Origin of the sequence: Methanolobus zinderi, from assembly GCF_013388255.1 — an archaeon.
GTDB classification, from domain to species: Archaea; Halobacteriota; Methanosarcinia; order Methanosarcinales; family Methanosarcinaceae; genus Methanolobus; species Methanolobus zinderi.
Genome location: NZ_CP058215.1, coordinates 2136363 through 2155304, shown reverse-complemented (window position 1 = coordinate 2155304; position 18942 = coordinate 2136363). Strand labels below are relative to the sequence as shown.

The following is an 18942-nucleotide window of genomic DNA, read 5'->3' as shown; positions in this document are numbered from 1 at the left end:
GGCGGTTGAATGGATCAGGAATTTGAGAAAGCCATACAGAGAAATCCGCATCTTGGTGATTATGTCAGGAAGTTCATGAAAGAAAACGACGCCGATGAACCAACATTCATGGTAAGTCTGTCCAAGGACATTGATTCGGAAAACGTCAATATAATTTTACCTGTGGGAGACCCTGTCTTCATTCATCTTTACGGTACAGCCGAACTTGGAGAGGTCCGGTATTATGGTATTGAACCATTATTGAACGGGCTTGAAAAGAAGAAATATGATGCTGTCCTGAGTATAATCCTGGAAAAATCCTCTCTGGAACCGGTTCCCGAATCCGAATCAGAACTAAAGGACCTGATCACCAAGCTTCTCAACGATTCAGTGGATGTGGGTTCTGGTGGCAGCATGGATGAGGAGGTAGCAGGGAAGTTCGATATAATCCAGAAACTGATGCCTGTCCAGAAGAAAGTGCCGATGACCCAGAACGAGTACAACAAGATCCTCTATCATATTGAGAGAGATATCATCGGCTCCGGTCCGATCGAGCCTATCATCAGGGACCCGTACCTTGAGGATATCAGCAGTATCGGTGTGGATAATGTCTTTATCGTCCACAAGATTTTCGATACTGTGAAGACAAACCTCACTTTCGGGGATGAGCAGGGACTGGATGACTGGCTCAGGAGTATGAGTGAGCGTATCGGACGTCCGGTCAGTGATGCCCGCCCCATAGCCGACGGTGCTCTTCCTGATGGTTCCCGTATTAACATCATTTACAGTATAGATGTCAGTAGGCGTGGTAGCAGTTTTACCATGCGTAAATTCAGTGAGGTGCCCGTAAGTATCATCCAGCTTATCAACTGGGGTGCGCTGAGCCCTGAAATGGCAGCTTACATGTGGATGTGTCTTGAGAACGGCATGAGTGTCTTCTTCAGTGGCGAGACAGCAAGTGGTAAGACCACAATGCTGAATGCATGTCTTTCCTTTGTTAACCCGAAGGCAAAGATATTCTCAGCAGAGGATACGGCAGAGGTCCAGCCACCGCAACCTGTGTGGCAGCAGCTTATCACCCGTGAGGAGGGACCACCCGATTCCAGGGTGGATACATTTGCTCTGCTCAAGGCTGCACTGCGTTCAAGGCCGAACTACATTATCGTTGGTGAGATTCGAGGAGCCGAAGGTAATGTGGCTTTTCAGGGTATGCAGACAGGACACCCTGTACTGGCTACATTTCACGCATCTGCTGTCACCAAGATGATCCAGCGTCTGACGGCAGATCCCATCAATGTTCCCGTGACTTTCATAGATAACCTGAATGTGGCAATGATATTGTCTGCGGTTTATCGTAAGGGTAAGTTCCTGAGGCGCTGTCTTGCGATTGAGGAGATAGAAGGATATTATGAGGAAGTTGGTGGAGTTGTCACCAGGGCCGTGTTCCAGTGGGACCCGGAGACTGACACACATAACTTCAGGGGTCTGAACAACAGTTTCATCCTTGAGAACAAGATCGCAACAAAACTCGGTTATGAGGACAAGAGACTGATATATCAGGATCTTTTCCTCAGAGCCAGGATACTTGATGAGATGCGCTCACGCGGTATCGATGATTATTATGATGTGCTTGAGATAATCGTGAATTTCTATAAGCATGGTGTGGACGGTCTTCCGTTTGTAGTATAGGTGAGTTCTGTGAGTTATGAGAAGGCATTCAAGAATCTGGGGATGGAGCCAAAAGCCTATCTCAAGAAGTTTGCTTTGCCCATCATCGGGTTTGGTATTTTCTTTGCCTTACTCATGTATGTCCTTCTCCCGACTCTCTTTGTTGGTCCGGCACAGTACATCCCCGCACTTGTTACGGTAATATGTTTCATATTTGCATTCGCCTATCCTTTGTCAATTCTGGGTGCAAAGGCATCCCGTATCGATAACAACATGCACTATTACATTACCCAGATGGGATCGATCGCAACTGCAGAGACTCCAAGGCTTGATATCATCCGCATCGTTTCCGAAAATGAGGACTATCAGGAACTTGCGGAAGAGACAAAGAAAATATATGATCTTGTGACCGTCTGGAACCTCAGTCTTGCGGACGGATGCAGGTTCATATCAAAGAGAACACCTTCCATAATATTCGAGGATTTTCTTGACAGGTTTGCCCATGCACTCCAGTCAGGAGAGGATGTCAAATCCTTCCTTTTTGCGGAGCAGAACGTTGTAATGAACGAATATGAATCCATGTATAACGGTGCTCTCTATGCCGTAGAGGTCATCAAGGAACTCTTCGTATCCATGGTGATGTCACTGATTTTCATGGCTTCATTTGCGGTTATCATGCCGGTTATTACGGGAATGAACGCAGAACTTCTAATGGGTATAGTAGTGGTCGTCTTCCTTCTTACAGATCTGGTAATGGTTGTTTTCACCAAGAACAAGATCCCGAAGGATCCTGCATGGAGCAGATCAAAACTACTTACCAGTGACAAGCTGAAAATGTATCGTTCCATTCCCATCTCGATAGCAGGTTGTATTGTTGTGGCTGTGCTTGTCACACTATATGGCAAGATTGAAACATCTATAGCAGTTGCAATGATATTCACTCCACTGGTCTATACCGGATATGTTGCCCGCAAGATCGAGAAAAGCATACGAAGAAAAGACGAGAACTTCCCTGCTTTTATACGCTCCCTTGGAAGCTCTGCAGGTGCCAGGGGTGGTGTGATAGATGATGCACTGAGGGCACTGAGGGCACACGACTTCGGTCCGCTTACAAAGGATGTGAACAACCTTTACAAGATGCTGGTAACCAGGATCGATAAAATGACCTCGTGGGAGATATTCTCTGCCAATACGGGAAGCAATCTTATCCAGCGTTTCAGTGTGATGTTCGTGGAGGCCACGAACCTAGGTGGTAAACCTGAGGTTATTGGCGATATTATTGCAACCAATTTCCACAGGATAGTCACTCTTAGGAAGAAAAGGACCCAGTCCGCAGGCAGTCTTGTGGGTGTGCTCTACGGACTGACCGGTGGTATCGGTTTTACCATGTATATCTCGCTGGGTGTTGTGGGACTGATGCAGGACATGTTCTCTGCGGTGGAGATGCCTCCTGGTATGTCAATGGGTATGGTGCTTTACACAAATATAGGAAGTATGGACCTGCTTGCAAACATGGTTCTGGCTATCATGGTAGGTCATTCCCTGATGTCTGCGATCCTTATCAGGGTGGTTGATGGTGGTCATATGCTCAGTGCGACCATAGACTTTGTTATAATGGTCTGGATATCAGCAGCAAGTGCCGTGGTAACAATGGCAGCAGTATCTTCACTGCTTGGAATTACGTGAAAAAGAAAAAAGAAAGTCCAATCTTTCCTTTTCGAAAAAGGATTGAACCAGTTAGAACAGGTCTTTCAGGAAGACCCGTTTCTAATTTTAATTTCTATATGCTCAACTATGGCCTCTGTCACTTCTTCAGTTGTGAAACTTCCGCCAAGATCTGGTGTTGTAACTCCCATGTTGAGGGAAGATTCCAGAGCTTCCTCCACAAGACCTGCCTGCATGATATCCCCATGCCATTCGAGCAACATCTTAAGACTCAATATGGCTGCGATGGGATTTGCGATCCCTTCTCCTGCGATATCAGGTGCACTTCCGTGGACCGGCTCAAAGAATGCATGCTCTGTACCTATATTTGCACTGGGGAGAAGTCCAAGCCCTCCTACAAGTGCCCCTGACATGTCACTGAGAATATCCCCGAAAAGGTTCGTTGTTACTATCACATCAAATTTTTCAGGGGAGACCATCAACTTATAGGCCATCGAATCCACAAGTTCGTCACTGTACTCAACTTCATGCTCAGAAGCGGTTTCGCGGCAGACATCAAGGAACAACTTGTCCGATTTCATAACATTGGATTTGTGGACTATTGTAAGTTCATTCTTCCTGCTTTTTGCAAGCTTACAGGCATATTCAGCTATTCGTTTTGATCCTTTTCTGGTCACAATCCTCTTTGTATATGAGGCATCTTCACCAATCTCTTCTATTGCTGAATAGAGACCTTCGGTATTCTCTCGCACGATCACGAAATTAAAATCTTCCCTCTCAAAGTTGCAGTCCACACATGGCAGTGGCTTGATGGGGCGGATATTGGCGTACATGTCAAGCTCCTTGCGGATCGTCAGCAGCACACTCTTGTAATTGGGATCAGGAGGTGTTGTCACAGCACCAAAGAGTATACAGTCACAGCTTTTGAGTATCTCTATGTCCTGATCGGTAATGGCAGATCCTGTCTTTTCCCATTTGCCATAGCCCAACTCAAGATAGACCTTCTCAACGTCCATCTCCAGGGCATCCAGTACTCTGACCGCCGCGGGAATAACTTCTTTTCCGATTCCGTCTCCTTCAACAATTGCAAGTTTCATTTTGACACCTATGATCAGTTCTCTCCCCGCAGCTCCCTAACAAGTTTCCAGATCGTGTCCGCCACATAGAATTCCGATGCACCCCAGTGGACCACGGCACCCTTAATGCCGTTGATGGTCACGATACCTGACTTTTCCGAGCGGCAGCACCTGGTGATAAAGGATTTTGCTGGTTTGAATACATCGGATTTGAAAGGACAGATATTGATAAATGAATACTCCAGGTCCGGAAACCTTGATTCGAACAGTTCCCTGGAGATCTCGCATCCCACAAGCAGCGACCCGTCCTCTTTTATCACATCGCAGTCAAGACACTTTCCTTTCAGTCCCGAGGATGAACATGGAAAGACTGTATTCTCTCCTTCGAACTGCCGAAGATCGGTAAGATTATCCATGAACCTGATCGTAAGATCTCCGAATATGCCGCTTTCCTCGAGTCTTCTGACAACACTTGCCAGCCATGAGGGCTCAGGAGGCACCACATCGACTATCTCTATGTCAAGTATCTCTTTGAGGTCAGGTTTGTGAACAAAGGTCACATGCTTATCTATACCTGTGAATATCACAGTATTGACCTTTCCTTTACACAGCTTATGCGCGGTTTCAATCAGAAGTGTACGATCCTTGATATTGAGTTCTTTATCATACCGGATTATCTCTTCACCTGAGGCAATCATCTCAAGATTGTCCACATCTCTTAAAAGCTGCTCACCAGTATTTTCCACACTGTACAGGGAATATTTTTCCACATCATCCACTGTGTCCTCTACGATCAGGTATTGAGTAAGAAAATAGATTCGCTTGTCGTCAGCATCTTCCGGAATGGCCCTGCTCATTCCCACGTACTTATATTCGTCAGGAAAGATCATATGTGTAAGTTAAACGCTCTCCTGCTTCTGCAACTTTTTCCTGTGTGGCACAAGCCCGCCATCGGTGAGTATCTCCAGCAGGAAGTCAGGAAGCTTGTTTCCTTGGTAAATCTTGCCGTTCACTTTCACAGTACCCTCCAGAAGGTCTATTTCGAGCTCGTCCCCTTCCTTACACTCAACATCAGCTTCTATAAGTGGGAGTCCGACATTTATGGCATTCCTGAAGAATATCCTGGCAAAGTACCTTGCCACAACACATGATACTCCTGCATGTTTAAGTGCAAGAGGCGCCTGCTCCCTGGATGAGCCGCATCCGAAGTTGTCTCCGCCAACGATGATGTCTCCCTTCTGCACTTTTTTGGAGAAATCCAGATCCACACCTTCCATTGCATGGTCTGCAAATACCTGCATATCGGTGGTACGGAGATATTTCCCGGGTATTATGACGTCAGTATCGATATCATTCCCGAATACCCATGCTTTTCCTTTGATTATTCTGTCCATGTTCTCACTTTGGGCTAGGTTCTACATAATGCTATTTCTATATAGCGGAGAGATGAATATCTTTCTAGGGCTGTGTTAACTTACCAGGATCATGAAAAACTCAAACCATCCCGGAGGGCCCGGCGAAGCCGGCGTTTTCCCGCAGGATGAAAGAAAATAATCTACAGAATATCCTTTGAACACTTTTTCTACAGGATTTCTATATGAGTTTCTCTGTAAAAAGCCTGCGATTGCAACTTTAAGGTCTCTAGTTTGGATACTGAATAACATTTTTCGTTACAGCAGCGAAGGAGCGCGCCGCCTGCGGCGGGTGGTCGCATTGTAATTAGTTTGACAATTGTTTTTACCAGAATTATGTTGATCATCTGACCAGAAATTCTATTGAACTGCATTATTAACTGATAAAAAAGAAGTGTGCTGGAAGGGATGTGATGGGTTTAAACCTCTATCACATTTCCTTCAAGCACATCTGTTTCACTGACACTAACCTCTTCCTGTGTGCCACCATAGCTTATGGTGTAAGGTCCGGTCGGTGCGGTATCGAACTGTGTCTCTCCTGATATCGGACCTTCTGTGGAGTATGGTACAGTAAAGGAGTAAGTTCCATCAGAGGTCTCTGACTGAGAGTAAATGAACGTGCGTCCCTGGCTGGTACGGATCGTGCTGCTGATGGTGACGGTCTCACCTTCGGGTGCTGTGCCTGTTACCTGTGCGCCTTCTACGTACTCGAAGATTTTGACGTATCCCGTATTGATCTCCGCCAGGCTGCCTCCGTATAGCACGTTATAGACATTCTTATATCCTGGTTCCTGGGTGTTTCCTATGGGTGATTCGTGTACCATACGGTACTGCTGCAGACCAGTACCATCAAAGATGTGCAGTTTTGCTTCCATAGAGTTGAAATATCTCTCCCCTGGCACATACTGGTATCCGGCATTAGTTTGAACTGATTGATAATACCCATCCGTATCAAGTGTCCAGGCTGACATAGCATAGAATTTACCGGTGGCCATCTCAACGTCAGAGACTACATAACGTGCACCTGCCTTATCAGGGTCTGGGTGAACCGCTTCAAGGACTGCGGTTGCTTCTTCTTCAGACTGGGCTGTGAAGAATGTTGAAGCACCTGGTTGATTTTCTTCTTCAATGCTGTTTCTGCGGCCACCAATTCCTGCCTGGAAGGGGTTGGCGTTAGGTATTCGATGGCCTATTGTCTCGATCCAATGTCCATAATCCCACCAGGACATCACTCCGTAGACTGAGTCGGGGTAGTCAAAAATCTCTCCTTTTTCAGGTGCCTCATATATTGCATAAAAATCCATTCCAGGATCCGGAGTGCTTTCGTTCATCCATAAAAGAGATTCTATCCAGTATCCATTAGGTCCACCTGTTCCCTGGGATTGCTGCATTGCCAGAGAATAGCCTGGGTATACAACAATAAGAAGGATCAAAGCTAGTGATAATATATGGTGGATTTTGAGATTATTTTTAAGGAACGGTCCTATTTCGCTTATAGATTGAATCTTTCTGTTGTAAGCATTTTCTAAATCTTCCCAGCCTGATATATTTAGGATTTTGCTTGCGAAATATGCACTGAGTATTGCAACATTCACTGAATAATAGTATGCAAAACGGTTTTGTCCGTAGATTGCAAGTAGTATGAAAAAACTCCAGACAAGAAGGAGTGTTTCCTGTGGTCTGTGTTTTCTGGCTACGCTATAAGCCAGCATAAGCATTGCGATAATTGACAGGTAAAAACCAACTGCAAAATTGTACCATACATTCTGAAGTGTAAAGTTTCCTCCAGAGTAGAATATTGAAGAAGCTTCTGCAATTGTGGCAGCACCACCTGTTTTAATCCCGAATATAATAGCCGGAGTATCTATTGCCAATGAATATATGGAAGGTGCCACTATTCTTGTGAATATCAGTCCTACAAGCAGTAAGGAAACCAGTACAATGGGATACATGTAAGGTTTGAATTTCCTTCGGTTGAGTTCTTTATGCAGTAAACTCATGAACACAAATGCGCCAATTGCTGCAATTGCTGATATTACATGGAACCATGAGTAAAAGAATGTTGAAACACCCATTTCAGGATGAATGAATGGAGCTATCAGGATCATTCCTATCAGAAAAGTTGTAATTCCAATCATTCCCAAGTAATCGGTTGATCTATTATTGAGATGATCAATCGTATACTGGACTGCAGCAAAAATCACAATTATAAGGCCAAATAAGGGCGCACCAGGCCATATTAGCTGGAAGGCTGCATACATAACACCCGCTATAGCAGCAAGTATGAATGGTGACTTCAATTTTTTCCAGTCCTTACTTTTTAAGTCAATAAAACCGATTTCTTTCTCCTTTGCCTTAATCGCAGAAAGCATGAAGAACATCATAAAAAGAGTACTAAATAATGTTTCTGCAGCATGATGATCGGTAAAACCTATGATCGAGCGCGAAAGGAATTGTCCGGGTGCTACAGCGATAAGCAAGGCAGCAATTATTCCTGTTTTGTGACCACCGACATATTTGCCTATAAAATATACCGGTATAACTGTCAGAGCACCAAGGATTGCAGGAAAATAAGCCCCGAAGGTGTTTACAAGTTCTGTGCCCGGGCTGCCTGCTCCTATAATCATTACTACGAAAGCTATCATCTGGTCAAAAAGCGGGCCAAAATGGATGTAACTGCCTGAAGGATAATTCGTAAGCGGGTTATAGAACATGCCGCGAGGATAATTTTCAAGGAGAGTGTATACCATACGCATATGATACCAGGGGTCGTTGCCCCCGAACCTGATGAAGTCCTCGGATATGAACACACTTTCTGATGGTCTGATTCTTATGTAAAAAGCAACAAGTGCTATAAATGAAATCAGGACCATGTAAGGCCAGCTGTTTTTTATCTGGCTTTTTATATCTCTGTCCGGTTTGTTATTCTCCATAGTTGCACCCATTATCAAGAATATTATTGTGTTTAAAAATTAGCATTTCATAAAGTCTCATGTATTGTCTTCATTTACTGCAGCGATAAACAACCTTTCCTCGTATTCCTCTGCAATGTTTTTCCAGTCATATTTTTTGGCAATTTCAATATATTTTTCATTTTCGGTATCTTTTTTCAGAATTTGTCTGACTATTTTTGCAAATGTATACTTGTCGTCATAGTAGAAAAGACTATCACCAAGAAGATTTTCAAGGGCAGTCATCCTGCTTGTTAGCACAGGTTTCCCGCATGCAAGGTAATTGAACACTTTTCCCCCCACAGTTATCTCATTTTTCTTCACGTGCTTCAGGGGATTCAGCCCGATATCCATTGCACAGATATATCTGTAAAGCTGATCGTACTCAACTCTGCCTGTGAATATGATTTTGTCGATTACATCCAGCTTTTCTGCAAGTTCTTTTATCTTTTCTCCATAATCAGTAAACAAGCCAGGTCCTACAATAAGCAATTTAACGTCAAGCTCAGGAAGTGCCTCGATCACCGTTTCCAGGTCGACCCAGTACTCAAGTGAGCCTACATAGCCGATAACATTGCCTTCAAGTCCAAGACTCATTTTAGCTTCTTCAGTATCAAGCTGTTCAAAAACAGATGTATCCACTCCGTTTGGAATCACATGCACGTCACGGGCACCTACTGAGTTGAGGAATCGTTTAAACTCGTGAGTTACCGTTATGACAGAATCTGCTTTTATAAGGTTGTATCGTATTATGGACCTCACACCTCCTTTGACTATCTTCCCGAAGAAAGTATCTGGATAATATGTAGCAGCCGATTCCTCGTAATGGTCCAGATAATCAAAGATTATAGGTTTACTTCCTTTCACGAAATTCGCTAAAAAGGCAGGCAATATGTTGGCAGAAACTATCACATCGATATTTTCCTTCTTTATGATGCTGTACAGTTTGTAAAAATGAAAAAAACTGTTGGCAAGATAGTATGAGGAAGGGTCATCCATATTGAAAAGAGTCACATCATGCAGCTTGCATTTTGTTTTTCTCGGAGTCTGGTTCTCGAATCTCTTCAGCCTGAAATAGATGACATGAACGTTATGTTTTTGTGCAATCTTATCAAAGATAAAGTTCAGTCTATTAGGGACAGGATGCTTTATCCAGTCAGTGGTTGGAATTACCAGAATATTCATGGCAGATTCTCTTTAGAGGTACATTTATAATATAATTCAAGATATAAATGCCTTGATTTTGTATTTCAATATCACGATACCACAAATAATCGCGCCAAAGAGATGATGTATTCGATCATAATTTTTCGCAATTATGCCCAGATCCTCGATTTTTGTTCTTGTCATCTGCCTGCAACTCATGCCGTCGTCTCTGTACTCAGCTAGTGTTTTGTCCATATATATCAGGCCATGGGGATACTTTTTGAATGCCCGGACTATGAATTCATGATCTGCCGAGAGTTTAAGTTCCAAAGAAAAAAGACCCAGCTCGTCGAAAAGTTCCTTTCGGACGAACAATGCCTGGTGGCAGATGCGCCGGTAGAGCAGGCTGTTCAATGTTACCCTGCAACCCCTTACATTCTTCTTTTGTCCGTCCTGCCCGATCATCCTGACATTTCCATAGACCGTAACAACAGAATCATCTGAGAACATTTCAATGACATTGCTGATAGTGTCTTTGCTGTGGAGATGATCACCGGAATTCAGAAAATATATGATATCTCCTGTAGAATTCTGAATCCCTTTGTTCATTGCGTCGTAAACACCTTCATCAGGCTCACTGATAATCTTTGAGATACTGTCCTCGTATCTCTTTACGATCTCCATGGTGCCATCGGAAGATCTGCCATCTACTATTATGTATTCTATGTCTGGATAGCTTTGATCCAGGACACTTTGAATCGTCTCTTCAATAAACTGCTCGCTATTGAAACAGGCAGTTATCACGGAAACTTTCGAGTCATTGGTGCCACTTATGGAACTCAGCTCCTTTTATCTTTGTGGTTATCGAGGTACCATTTGTAGGTCTGTTCAATGCCTTCCCGTAAGGTTATCTTCCCTCTCCATCCGAGTCCATGGAGCCTGCTTACATCCAATAATTTGCGTGGAGTCCCGTCAGGTTTTGTGCGATCATAGACAATCTCTCCTTTGTATCCCACGATATCTTTGATCATCTTTGCAAGTTCCTTAATGGAAAGGTCTTTTCCCGTGCCTATATTCACAAATTCAGCAGTATCTGAATAATCATAGTTCTCCATGAGATATATACACGCGTCAGCCATGTCATCAACATGAAGGAATTCACGTTTTGGGGAGCCTGTTCCCCAGATTACTACCTCTGGTTTAGCATTTATTTTTGCTTCATGGAACTTACGTATAAGTGCGGGCATTACATGGGATGTTTCAAGATTGAAGTTATCATTCTGACCATAGAGATTTGTGGGCATCACGGACATGAAATTGGTACCATATTGCTGGTTGTAATGCTTGCACAACCTGATTCCGGCAATTTTGGCTATGGCGTAAGCTTCATTTGTTCCTTCCAGTTCTCCGGTAAGTAGGTATTCTTCTTTCATGGGCTGGGGTGCGAATTTAGGATAGATGCAGGATGAACCAAGGAAAAGCAGTTTTTTGGCATTGTACTTATAAGCTGCATTGATGATATTTGCCTCGATCATGAGGTTCTCGTATATGAACTGGGCAGGATATGTGCTATTTGCAAGTATCCCACCAACTTTTGCGGCTGCAAGGAAGACAAATTCTGGTTTCTCAGACTCGAAGAACTCATTTACCTGCCACTGGTCTGTCAGGTCAAGTTCACTGTGGGTGCGATGTAGCAGGTTTGTGTAACCTCTGGATTCAAGGTTTCTTTTTATGGCCGAGCCTACCATTCCACGGTGGCCTGCGATGTAGATTTTGGAATTTTTTAACATTTATTATTTCAACTCAAGTAAGTTATAAATTGTTTCAGGGTAGATAATTATTGCTATTTGTATAATCCATTTTTCGTTTCAAGCTTTAAGGTTTGATTGCAATAGGATGACAAACTCTAAAGATTCAATTCTAATAGATTTTTGTATAACTCGGCATAACGTTGAGCTATAACGTCTATTGTAAAACAATCTTCTACTTTCCTTGTGGATTGCTGTGTTAAATTTGATCTTCTCTCATCATCTTCCAGCACCCACCTGATGCCTCTGGCCAGATCCTCAGGAACAAAAGGCTTTGCCAGATAGCCCGTTTCTTTATGACCGACAATATCTCCTGGACCGGTGGCATCAAAAGCAACAACTGGAGTGCCACACGCCATTGCTTCGATCAATGTTTTTCCAAAAGCTTCCTGGACAGACGGAGCAACGAACACATCGGAAGCAGAATAAGCAAGTCTTAGACTTTTGTTTTCTTTCAGGAATCCCAGGGTTTTATATTCCCTGTCAAGCCTGTCAAGTTCTTCATAATTTGTTTCTCCAAAGAATAGAAAGGAATACCTGTCATCCAGATACTTTATTGAATCTCGAAACTTATCGAAACCCTTGTATTTGTCATGAATACTTGTAGCACCGCAAAGAATTACTTTTCGATCGTCGGGTAATCCCAGTTTTTCCCTGGCTATCTTTTTGTCAGTTGGGAAAAAATCCTTTGTGTCAACTGCATTTGGGATTATTTCTATATCAAATTCATTTAGCAAATAGCTATTTTCTGCACACTCCTTTAACCAGCTACTTATAGCCACAAGGTGTAGATTTTTTGTATAATATCTTTCTTTGCGCTTCAATACGTATCTGGAGAGATCATGTTCAGTATTGCTTTTCAGTTTTGGGCAGTGTCCACATCTTTTTTCATATCTTTTGCATTCGCCGGCATAGTGGCAGCCCCCTGTCATTGTCCACATATCGCGCATCGTCCAGACTATCGGTTTGTCAATCTCTTTAAGCATTCTGACATTTATCATGCCATTGTTGATCCAATGCAGGTGGATTATGTCTGCCCATTGGTAATCACTTAATTTTCTAATATCAACTCCACTTATGCCTGTGCTGAAAATTGATTTATCCCGCTTCCAGTAAAATAGTGTTGGTAAACGGTCCAGGCCAATTCCTGACAGGACTGAAAGGTCGTGAAATCTATTGTCATAAACCTGTTTTACTTTTGGGTCTTTACCATCAGTATTCTGGACTAAGATTTTTGAGTCAATGTTATTATTTAAAAGTCCACGATGTAGCCAGTATGCACCTCTGGCAGCTCCTTCTGTTAGGTCACCGGCAGTTACATGGAGAACTTTTGTGCTCACAAATAATCCTCGAATATTGATCTAAGCTTCTTACTTCCAGCTTCAGTGGAATAATACTTGCAGATCGTTTCATAACCATGTTTGGCTATCTCTTCTCTTTCGTCTTCATTCTTAAGATAGTATTCAATTTTATCTAAAAGATCATCGGTATTTTCATAACTGATAAAATCCTCTCCGTCTTTAAGGAATTCTGGATAAATCCCTTTGTCTGAAAGCATGAAGGATCCAGTTCCTAATGCTTCAAATACTCGCATATTACCTTTGTGTTGACCTGCTATGTCACTATGGCAATTTATTACAATTTTTGATCTGGCAAATACTTCAAGCAGCTCATTCAAAAAAACGGGCTCATTAACGGCATTTAGCATTCTCCATGGTAACTGCGGTATAAGCCCACAAAACCTTTTTTCGGTGAGTAGATGGTATGCAATTGAATTGTTATCCTTAAATTTGCGATAAACATCATAGAGTAGCTTATTCCGATGATTGAACATCTTACCATATCTTCCAACAAAACAGATATCATTCTGTTTTTCCAAGTCCATTTGATCGAGACGTTTTTTTACTTCCGGGTCAAATGAAAAATCCATGTGTTCTACATTAGAGATTCCATGCTTTTTCATCAGGTCCATATAAATTGGTGCGTATGATAGACCTACATCAAAGCATGAATAATCTTCTTTGCTTCTTATAGGAGCCGCTCTCCATGCTGCGAAGACTCTTATATCTGGGAGTTTATCGATATTTTTGCCGATCCAGGATGGATTAACAGTATATAAAATATCTGGATCAAAAATTTCGATTTGTTTTTTCAAAATATCTGTTTGCCAATCTGTATTGTGCTTTAATTCTATGCTTTGCTCTTCTGTCCACATATTCTGGAGATATTTGGAATTTGAAATAGATACAAAATATTCATTCCCTAATTTCTCTTTTTCTATACCCATGAGGGATGCAGATCCCCAGCTAAGCAAAGCATACAACATTTCATGATAATTCTTTTCTCCGGTGAATATCTTGTTATTTTGCATCTTATCTATGGCTGATGCTGTTACGTGGACAAATATTTTCACACTTTGACCTCATATTTTAAACATAAGTTCAGTTTTAGTTTCAGCTAAATATTTTGATAAACGTGGTTTGAATTGTGTTTTTGTAATATTTCAGTGTATATGCTTATCATATCGTCGGTTATTCTTTCAGGGGAATATAATTCAATCACTTTGTTTCTGTTATTTTCGTAAATTGATTTGGAGATTTTCTTTTCAATTGCACACATTTCATTTGCAAGTTCTTCACTATTTTCAGGATTTACTAAAGATCCACCGTTATTTTTAACTAATTCTTGAAGACCACCTACTTTGGAGGCAATAACGGGCAAACCAATTGCCATTGCTTCAAGGGTAGAAACCGAAAAACTTTCTTCTTCTCCTTTTTCGTTCACAATCGAAGGTTGCACATATAAATCGTGATCAGCTATAATTTTTGGCATCTTTTGGTGTGGAACTCTACCCAAAAAGATAATCTTATTTTCTACTCCAAGAACTTTGGCTTTTTGTTTTAATTTTTGTTCTAAAGAACCTTGCCCGATTATTGTTAATTTGCTATTCGGGTAATGATTTGAGAATATTGAAAATGCTTCTATGAGGTATATTTGACCTTTCACAGTTTCAAGCCTTCCGACATTGAGAATCTTAAAGACATCGCCATGTCGGAAATAGTTTGTTTTCTTGTTTTCCAAAAAAGAAGGGTTAAATGAGTTTTTCAGCAAAAATATTTTGTTTGGTGGTATCCCAAGTTTTATTATCTTATTCATTAAAAAATAAGACGGTGACGTGAAATAAACATTATTTTGTTCCCCAAGACTTTGAATATATTTCAGATATCCTCGCCTGTAATGAGGTAAAGTATTAACATCCATACCGTGAAAAGATACAACCTGAGGGATATTAAATCCATAATTTATGAGTAGATTATTCATGCGTATGCCATTCGGTCCAAAATGAGAATGTATTATATTGGGTTGAATAGCATTTATCACATCATGTACTTCTTCATGCTTATTCATTTTATACCCATGGTAATCTCCCACTTTATGTAATATTTTGTTGAAAAGATGTGTTTTAATGATAATTGTCTTTTCAAAGGGCCTTTCATGTTCTAAATGTCTACGATGAGTTATAATCCAATTTTGGGAGTTGTTCGATTTCTCTAGGTTATTGATTAAATCATAAATGAAGGTCTCGGAAGGAAGAGAAAAGTCACTAATGTAGTGAAGTACTTTCATTTTTGTACCTGCATTGATCTTGTTTTAATTTGGAATATGGTCATTTTATAGAATCATCAATCATCATAAAATATCAAGGTTTAATTATTGAGTTTAAACGAAACCAAATTATCTTCCTTAATGTATGAATCTTTTCCTTTGATTTTTTTTCAATATAATGAAGACTGTATCCCAAATCATAACGGTGCTGGAATAAAGTTTAACATATTTTTCCTATTCTACTAGAGTGTTAGAATTGATCTACATTAGTAAATATGGTTTCTGACATGTTTTCATAAAAACCATTTCGGTTTTGTATCATACAGATAACAATTTTGCAAAGAGATTTAACTTTTTGATTGATAGGCACATACCTATATCTAAAACTACTAATTCTAGCATCTTTTTCCTGATACAGGATATCCTGTGCAAAGTTTCCCCATCTATCTTCTGGCATAAGGTCTATGGTCATTCCTGCGTGAGCTGAAGGCAAAAGAATATTTGAGCCATGCACTCCAATTATTACTCTGCTTTCTGAGTAAACATTGCAGAGCTTTTTTTCCAGATTTTCATCTAATTTTTGAACTATCTGATTATCAATCCAACTTGGAAATTTTTCAGGTTTGCTAATTCCCGCAACAGTATATTTTGCGTTAGGAAATGTTTTTCTAAGTCCTGAAAATAACTTCACTATTTTTCGTTTTTGCCAATTCAATAGTATATTTTTAAGTATGTTGTTTTTAGACTTATTAATTCCTTTATTTAAAACTAGACTATTTATCCAAGTTCTATCTTCTCTCCAGATAAAAGATATTCTAAACTCATCTTTTTGGAAATCATGCTTTTTTACTCCAGTAAAATTAGTTATATCAAAATCAGATGGATGAGCGCACGCTTTACTAAGGCAAACAGTTGAGAATCTCTGAAGTTCATTTTGTATCTTCTCATTAAAATCAATGAAATATTCCTTACCTTCTTTTAAAGGGATATCGAAAATCCACTTTTCAGCAATACCTTTTGGGGTCATCCATTCCAGATATTTTGGTACAATAACTATCAATCCATAGTCGGGATGGTTTTTTAAATGTCTTTCAGCGTTTAATAATTTAAGGAGAGAATGCCCATACAAATAATCGATACAATTTAAGATTATTACTTTATCACTGGCCGAGTATATCTCTTTTTTAAAGTCTAAATGTTTGTTACTTGGACTTTTTATGGATTCTCTCAATGGCTCTGAGTACCAACCTTTTGGATCGTTATCACAAAAAAGTTGGAAACTATCAAGATCCACACTACATGGCTTTGATGTTGAATGTCCAACATGCAAATCTTGAAAAAATCTTCTCTGACATACCTTGCATGTGGATTCAACACCTACGTGTATACCTTGCCATACAATTTTGGTTGCCTTAGTTTCTTGAATGCAGATAGGGCATTTGAGCTTTTGGTCTATGGATGGGTAGATTTGTATCATGCTAGATTAGTCTCTTAGAAATAGCTACATAATTTGAATATTCAAAATTATCTAAAAATGCTGAGTACTCCCTGATATGAAGCGAATCAGGCAATATTTTTGCTACTATAAATCCTTTGGACTCTAAAATTTCATAAAGGTTCATAAGGGAAGTCATACTGTCAAGGCTTGCTCCTCCATACTCAAATTGAATATAATCAACAAAATTAGGATTCAAAAAATCTCCAATTCCTTCAAATACAGCTTTCTCATGTCCTTCAACATCCACTTTAATGAAGTCAATATGATCAATATTACACTTTTTTATGTAATCATCTAATCTCTGGGTTTTTACCATTTCTTTTATTTTAAGTTCATTTCCGATTGCTTTCAAATTGCGATTATACATTGATGCCAAACCACTTCCTTCAGGATCATAATATATTTCTGCAGATCGATTTATGTTTGAACATGCAGTGTTATTTAATAATATTCTTTTATCTCGAAATCTTTTTGATAGCATGGAATAACAATATCTAGTTGGTTCAAAAACATGTATTTGGAAAGTTCCATTTAATTTAATTGCATTTTCAAATAACATTTGTGTATAATCGCCAATATTTCCACCAACATCTAATAGAATCAGCGAATCTCTATTCTTCAAATCTTCAAAAAGATTTCTTATAAACCTTTTTTCACCATTTGTTTCAAAGTTGCTATTACCTGAGTTATCAATTTTAACCGATAAATGATAAAGTTTCTTCGCAATATTATACTTTAGAGATTTATTTTTTATTATCATTTATTTACTTCCTCAGAAATCCTTTTGTATCTTAACAAATATGAAATATCCTAAAACTAAATTGTTTATTTATATCATTCTTTTAGCATATTGTTTAATGTTAAATCCAGGTCTTTGATGTCAATCCTGAAATTTCTCCATGAGGGAGGCGAATTGCCGGGAGTATCATCACCTAAAAGATACCAATATTCATTTCTTCCATGGTTAGCAAGTATAGAAAACCCTCCAAGGTAAGAAGGGGAAAAGAGCTCAAGGATTTTAGCATTTCTGCAGAATACTATGTTTGTCAGTCCAGCTCCATGAGGTCCGATTACAATCTTCGCTTCTGCACAGGCTCTAACTTGTTCCTTAAAAGAAAGCTTTGACATTTGGAGTATTTCGAATCCTTTTTCTTTGAGATAACCTTCAACTTCGTCTTCATTTTCTATTTTTCTGTAAAGTGCATCTTTTCTGGATATATATATCAACCGATGTGGATTTGCTATGTATTCTGGAACAAAAGATTCTCTCAGAAAGTCGCAGACCCATGTTGACATAAGTGCGTCTCTTATTGGTAGTGAGGGTACAAAGAGATTTTCACATTGAATGTTCATACCATTCTTGATGCGATATAATTTTTCTTTCGGGAATCCCACAAGATCAAGTGTTTCAATATGGAATTTTTTCAAGTTATCAGGAACTATCAAAAAATCAATATCATCAGTATAGTTCTCAATTAATTTTAGTCGAGGCAAACATTCCAGCATCCAGTGGAAATAACCTGAACTTTCAGAAGACGTAATGGTTGCGAAACAACCCATTTTATTTTCAGGTTTTCTAATATGGGATCTGAATACATCATTTTTTTCTATTGGTTTACCTATCTGATAGGTAAAATCCGAATAAACTTTATTATCATAAGATATCACCACTCCATTCTCATTGACTATATTTGCATTTTTAAGCAAGCAAAGATAAGCTGGTGGATATGAGTGGTATCCATGCCATTTGTCAAGAGGAGAATCTAACCTTCCATTTATGTTTTTGGCCTTTTCTCTGAACACTTTATTTTCAGGAACAATCGTTTTTCTCCAGCTTCCCTCCATTTGTGGGTGAATCCCATTTTCAAACCATTTCTCTACAGAGTATATTATCCCCTTTGGATGATAAGGAGATGGGCGGTGAAGATTTATGAAATGTTTAAGTTTTTTAATGAATGTATTTGTTACAATTCTTCGGTTTTTACCACCGATGATAATTTGTTCTAAGATAAACAATACTTTCCACAGTGTTTGGTTTTTCTCTCTTTGACGTAGAGATTTTGTTTTGCTAACTATATACTGTTTTGAAGAAGACTCATCCATAAATTCTCTACACCTACTGTTCAGACTGTA

General features: G+C 40.0%; 15 protein-coding genes. 2 read left to right on the top strand and 13 right to left on the bottom strand.

Annotated elements, in window-relative coordinates:
* Window positions 1-9: 9 nt before the first annotated feature.
* Together HWN40_RS10595 and flaJ are read left to right on the top strand one after the other, a co-directional pair.
* A complete protein-coding gene (locus tag HWN40_RS10595) occupies window positions 10-1668 on the top strand; it encodes a type II/IV secretion system ATPase subunit (RefSeq protein WP_176965699.1) in 1659 nt (552 codons plus the stop codon).
* A 9-nt stretch (window positions 1669-1677) separates the two neighbouring features.
* On the top strand, window positions 1678-3333 hold the full coding sequence (gene flaJ / locus HWN40_RS10590) for an archaellar assembly protein FlaJ (protein WP_176965698.1): 1656 nt from the start codon (window positions 1678-1680) through the stop codon (window positions 3331-3333).
* Between the two features lie 65 nt (window positions 3334-3398).
* On the opposite strand, the gene HWN40_RS10585 is transcribed toward flaJ, so the two are convergent.
* The 13 genes from HWN40_RS10585 to HWN40_RS10525 form a co-directional block, all read right to left on the bottom strand.
* Complete coding sequence (locus HWN40_RS10585; protein WP_176965697.1) at window positions 3399-4409, bottom strand: isocitrate/isopropylmalate dehydrogenase family protein; 1011 nt, start codon at window positions 4407-4409, stop codon at window positions 3399-3401.
* A 14-nt stretch (window positions 4410-4423) separates the two neighbouring features.
* Entirely contained in the window at window positions 4424-5278 is an 855-nt protein-coding gene (locus tag HWN40_RS10580; protein WP_176965696.1) for a DUF7714 family protein, read from the bottom strand.
* A gap of 9 nt (window positions 5279-5287) precedes the next feature.
* Complete coding sequence (locus HWN40_RS10575; protein WP_176965695.1) at window positions 5288-5782, bottom strand: 3-isopropylmalate dehydratase small subunit; 495 nt, start codon at window positions 5780-5782, stop codon at window positions 5288-5290.
* Window positions 5783-6219: 437 nt separating this feature from the next.
* Window positions 6220-8733: an oligosaccharyl transferase, archaeosortase A system-associated gene (locus tag HWN40_RS10570; protein ID WP_176965694.1), complete on the bottom strand. Its 2514-nt coding sequence runs from the start codon at window positions 8731-8733 to the stop codon at window positions 6220-6222.
* 57 nt (window positions 8734-8790) lie between these two features.
* Entirely contained in the window at window positions 8791-9936 is a 1146-nt protein-coding gene (locus HWN40_RS10565) for a glycosyltransferase (RefSeq protein WP_176965693.1), read from the bottom strand.
* A 36-nt stretch (window positions 9937-9972) separates the two neighbouring features.
* The gene (locus HWN40_RS10560) at window positions 9973-10701 is read right to left on the bottom strand and encodes a glycosyltransferase family 2 protein (RefSeq protein WP_246275903.1); all 729 of its coding nucleotides are present in this window, start codon (window positions 10699-10701) and stop codon (window positions 9973-9975) included.
* 35 nt (window positions 10702-10736) lie between these two features.
* Window positions 10737-11687, bottom strand: coding sequence for a GDP-L-fucose synthase (fcl, locus tag HWN40_RS10555; protein ID WP_176965692.1), 951 nt, complete (start codon window positions 11685-11687; stop codon window positions 10737-10739).
* Between the two features lie 116 nt (window positions 11688-11803).
* Window positions 11804-13045, bottom strand: a complete 1242-nt coding sequence (locus HWN40_RS10550) for a glycosyltransferase family 4 protein (RefSeq protein WP_176965691.1) — start codon at window positions 13043-13045, stop codon at window positions 11804-11806.
* Window positions 13042-14118: a glycosyltransferase family protein gene (locus tag HWN40_RS10545; protein ID WP_176965690.1), complete on the bottom strand. Its 1077-nt coding sequence runs from the start codon at window positions 14116-14118 to the stop codon at window positions 13042-13044. The genes HWN40_RS10550 and HWN40_RS10545 overlap by 4 nt, the downstream gene beginning before the upstream one ends.
* 44 nt (window positions 14119-14162) lie before the next feature.
* Entirely contained in the window at window positions 14163-15332 is a 1170-nt protein-coding gene (locus HWN40_RS10540) for a glycosyltransferase family 4 protein (protein WP_176965689.1), read from the bottom strand.
* A 229-nt stretch (window positions 15333-15561) separates the two neighbouring features.
* The gene (locus HWN40_RS10535; protein WP_176965688.1) at window positions 15562-16788 is read right to left on the bottom strand and encodes a hypothetical protein; all 1227 of its coding nucleotides are present in this window, start codon (window positions 16786-16788) and stop codon (window positions 15562-15564) included.
* 1 nt (window position 16789) lies between these two features.
* Window positions 16790-17569 carry an FkbM family methyltransferase gene (locus tag HWN40_RS10530; RefSeq protein WP_176965687.1) on the bottom strand — a complete coding sequence of 260 codons (780 nt, stop codon included), beginning with the start codon at window positions 17567-17569 and terminating at the stop codon, window positions 16790-16792.
* Window positions 17570-17643: 74 nt separating this feature from the next.
* Window positions 17644-18912 (bottom strand): glycosyltransferase family 61 protein, encoded by a 1269-nt coding sequence (locus tag HWN40_RS10525; protein ID WP_176965686.1) that lies wholly within the window; start codon window positions 18910-18912, stop codon window positions 17644-17646.
* Between the last annotated feature and the right edge of the window lie 30 nt (window positions 18913-18942).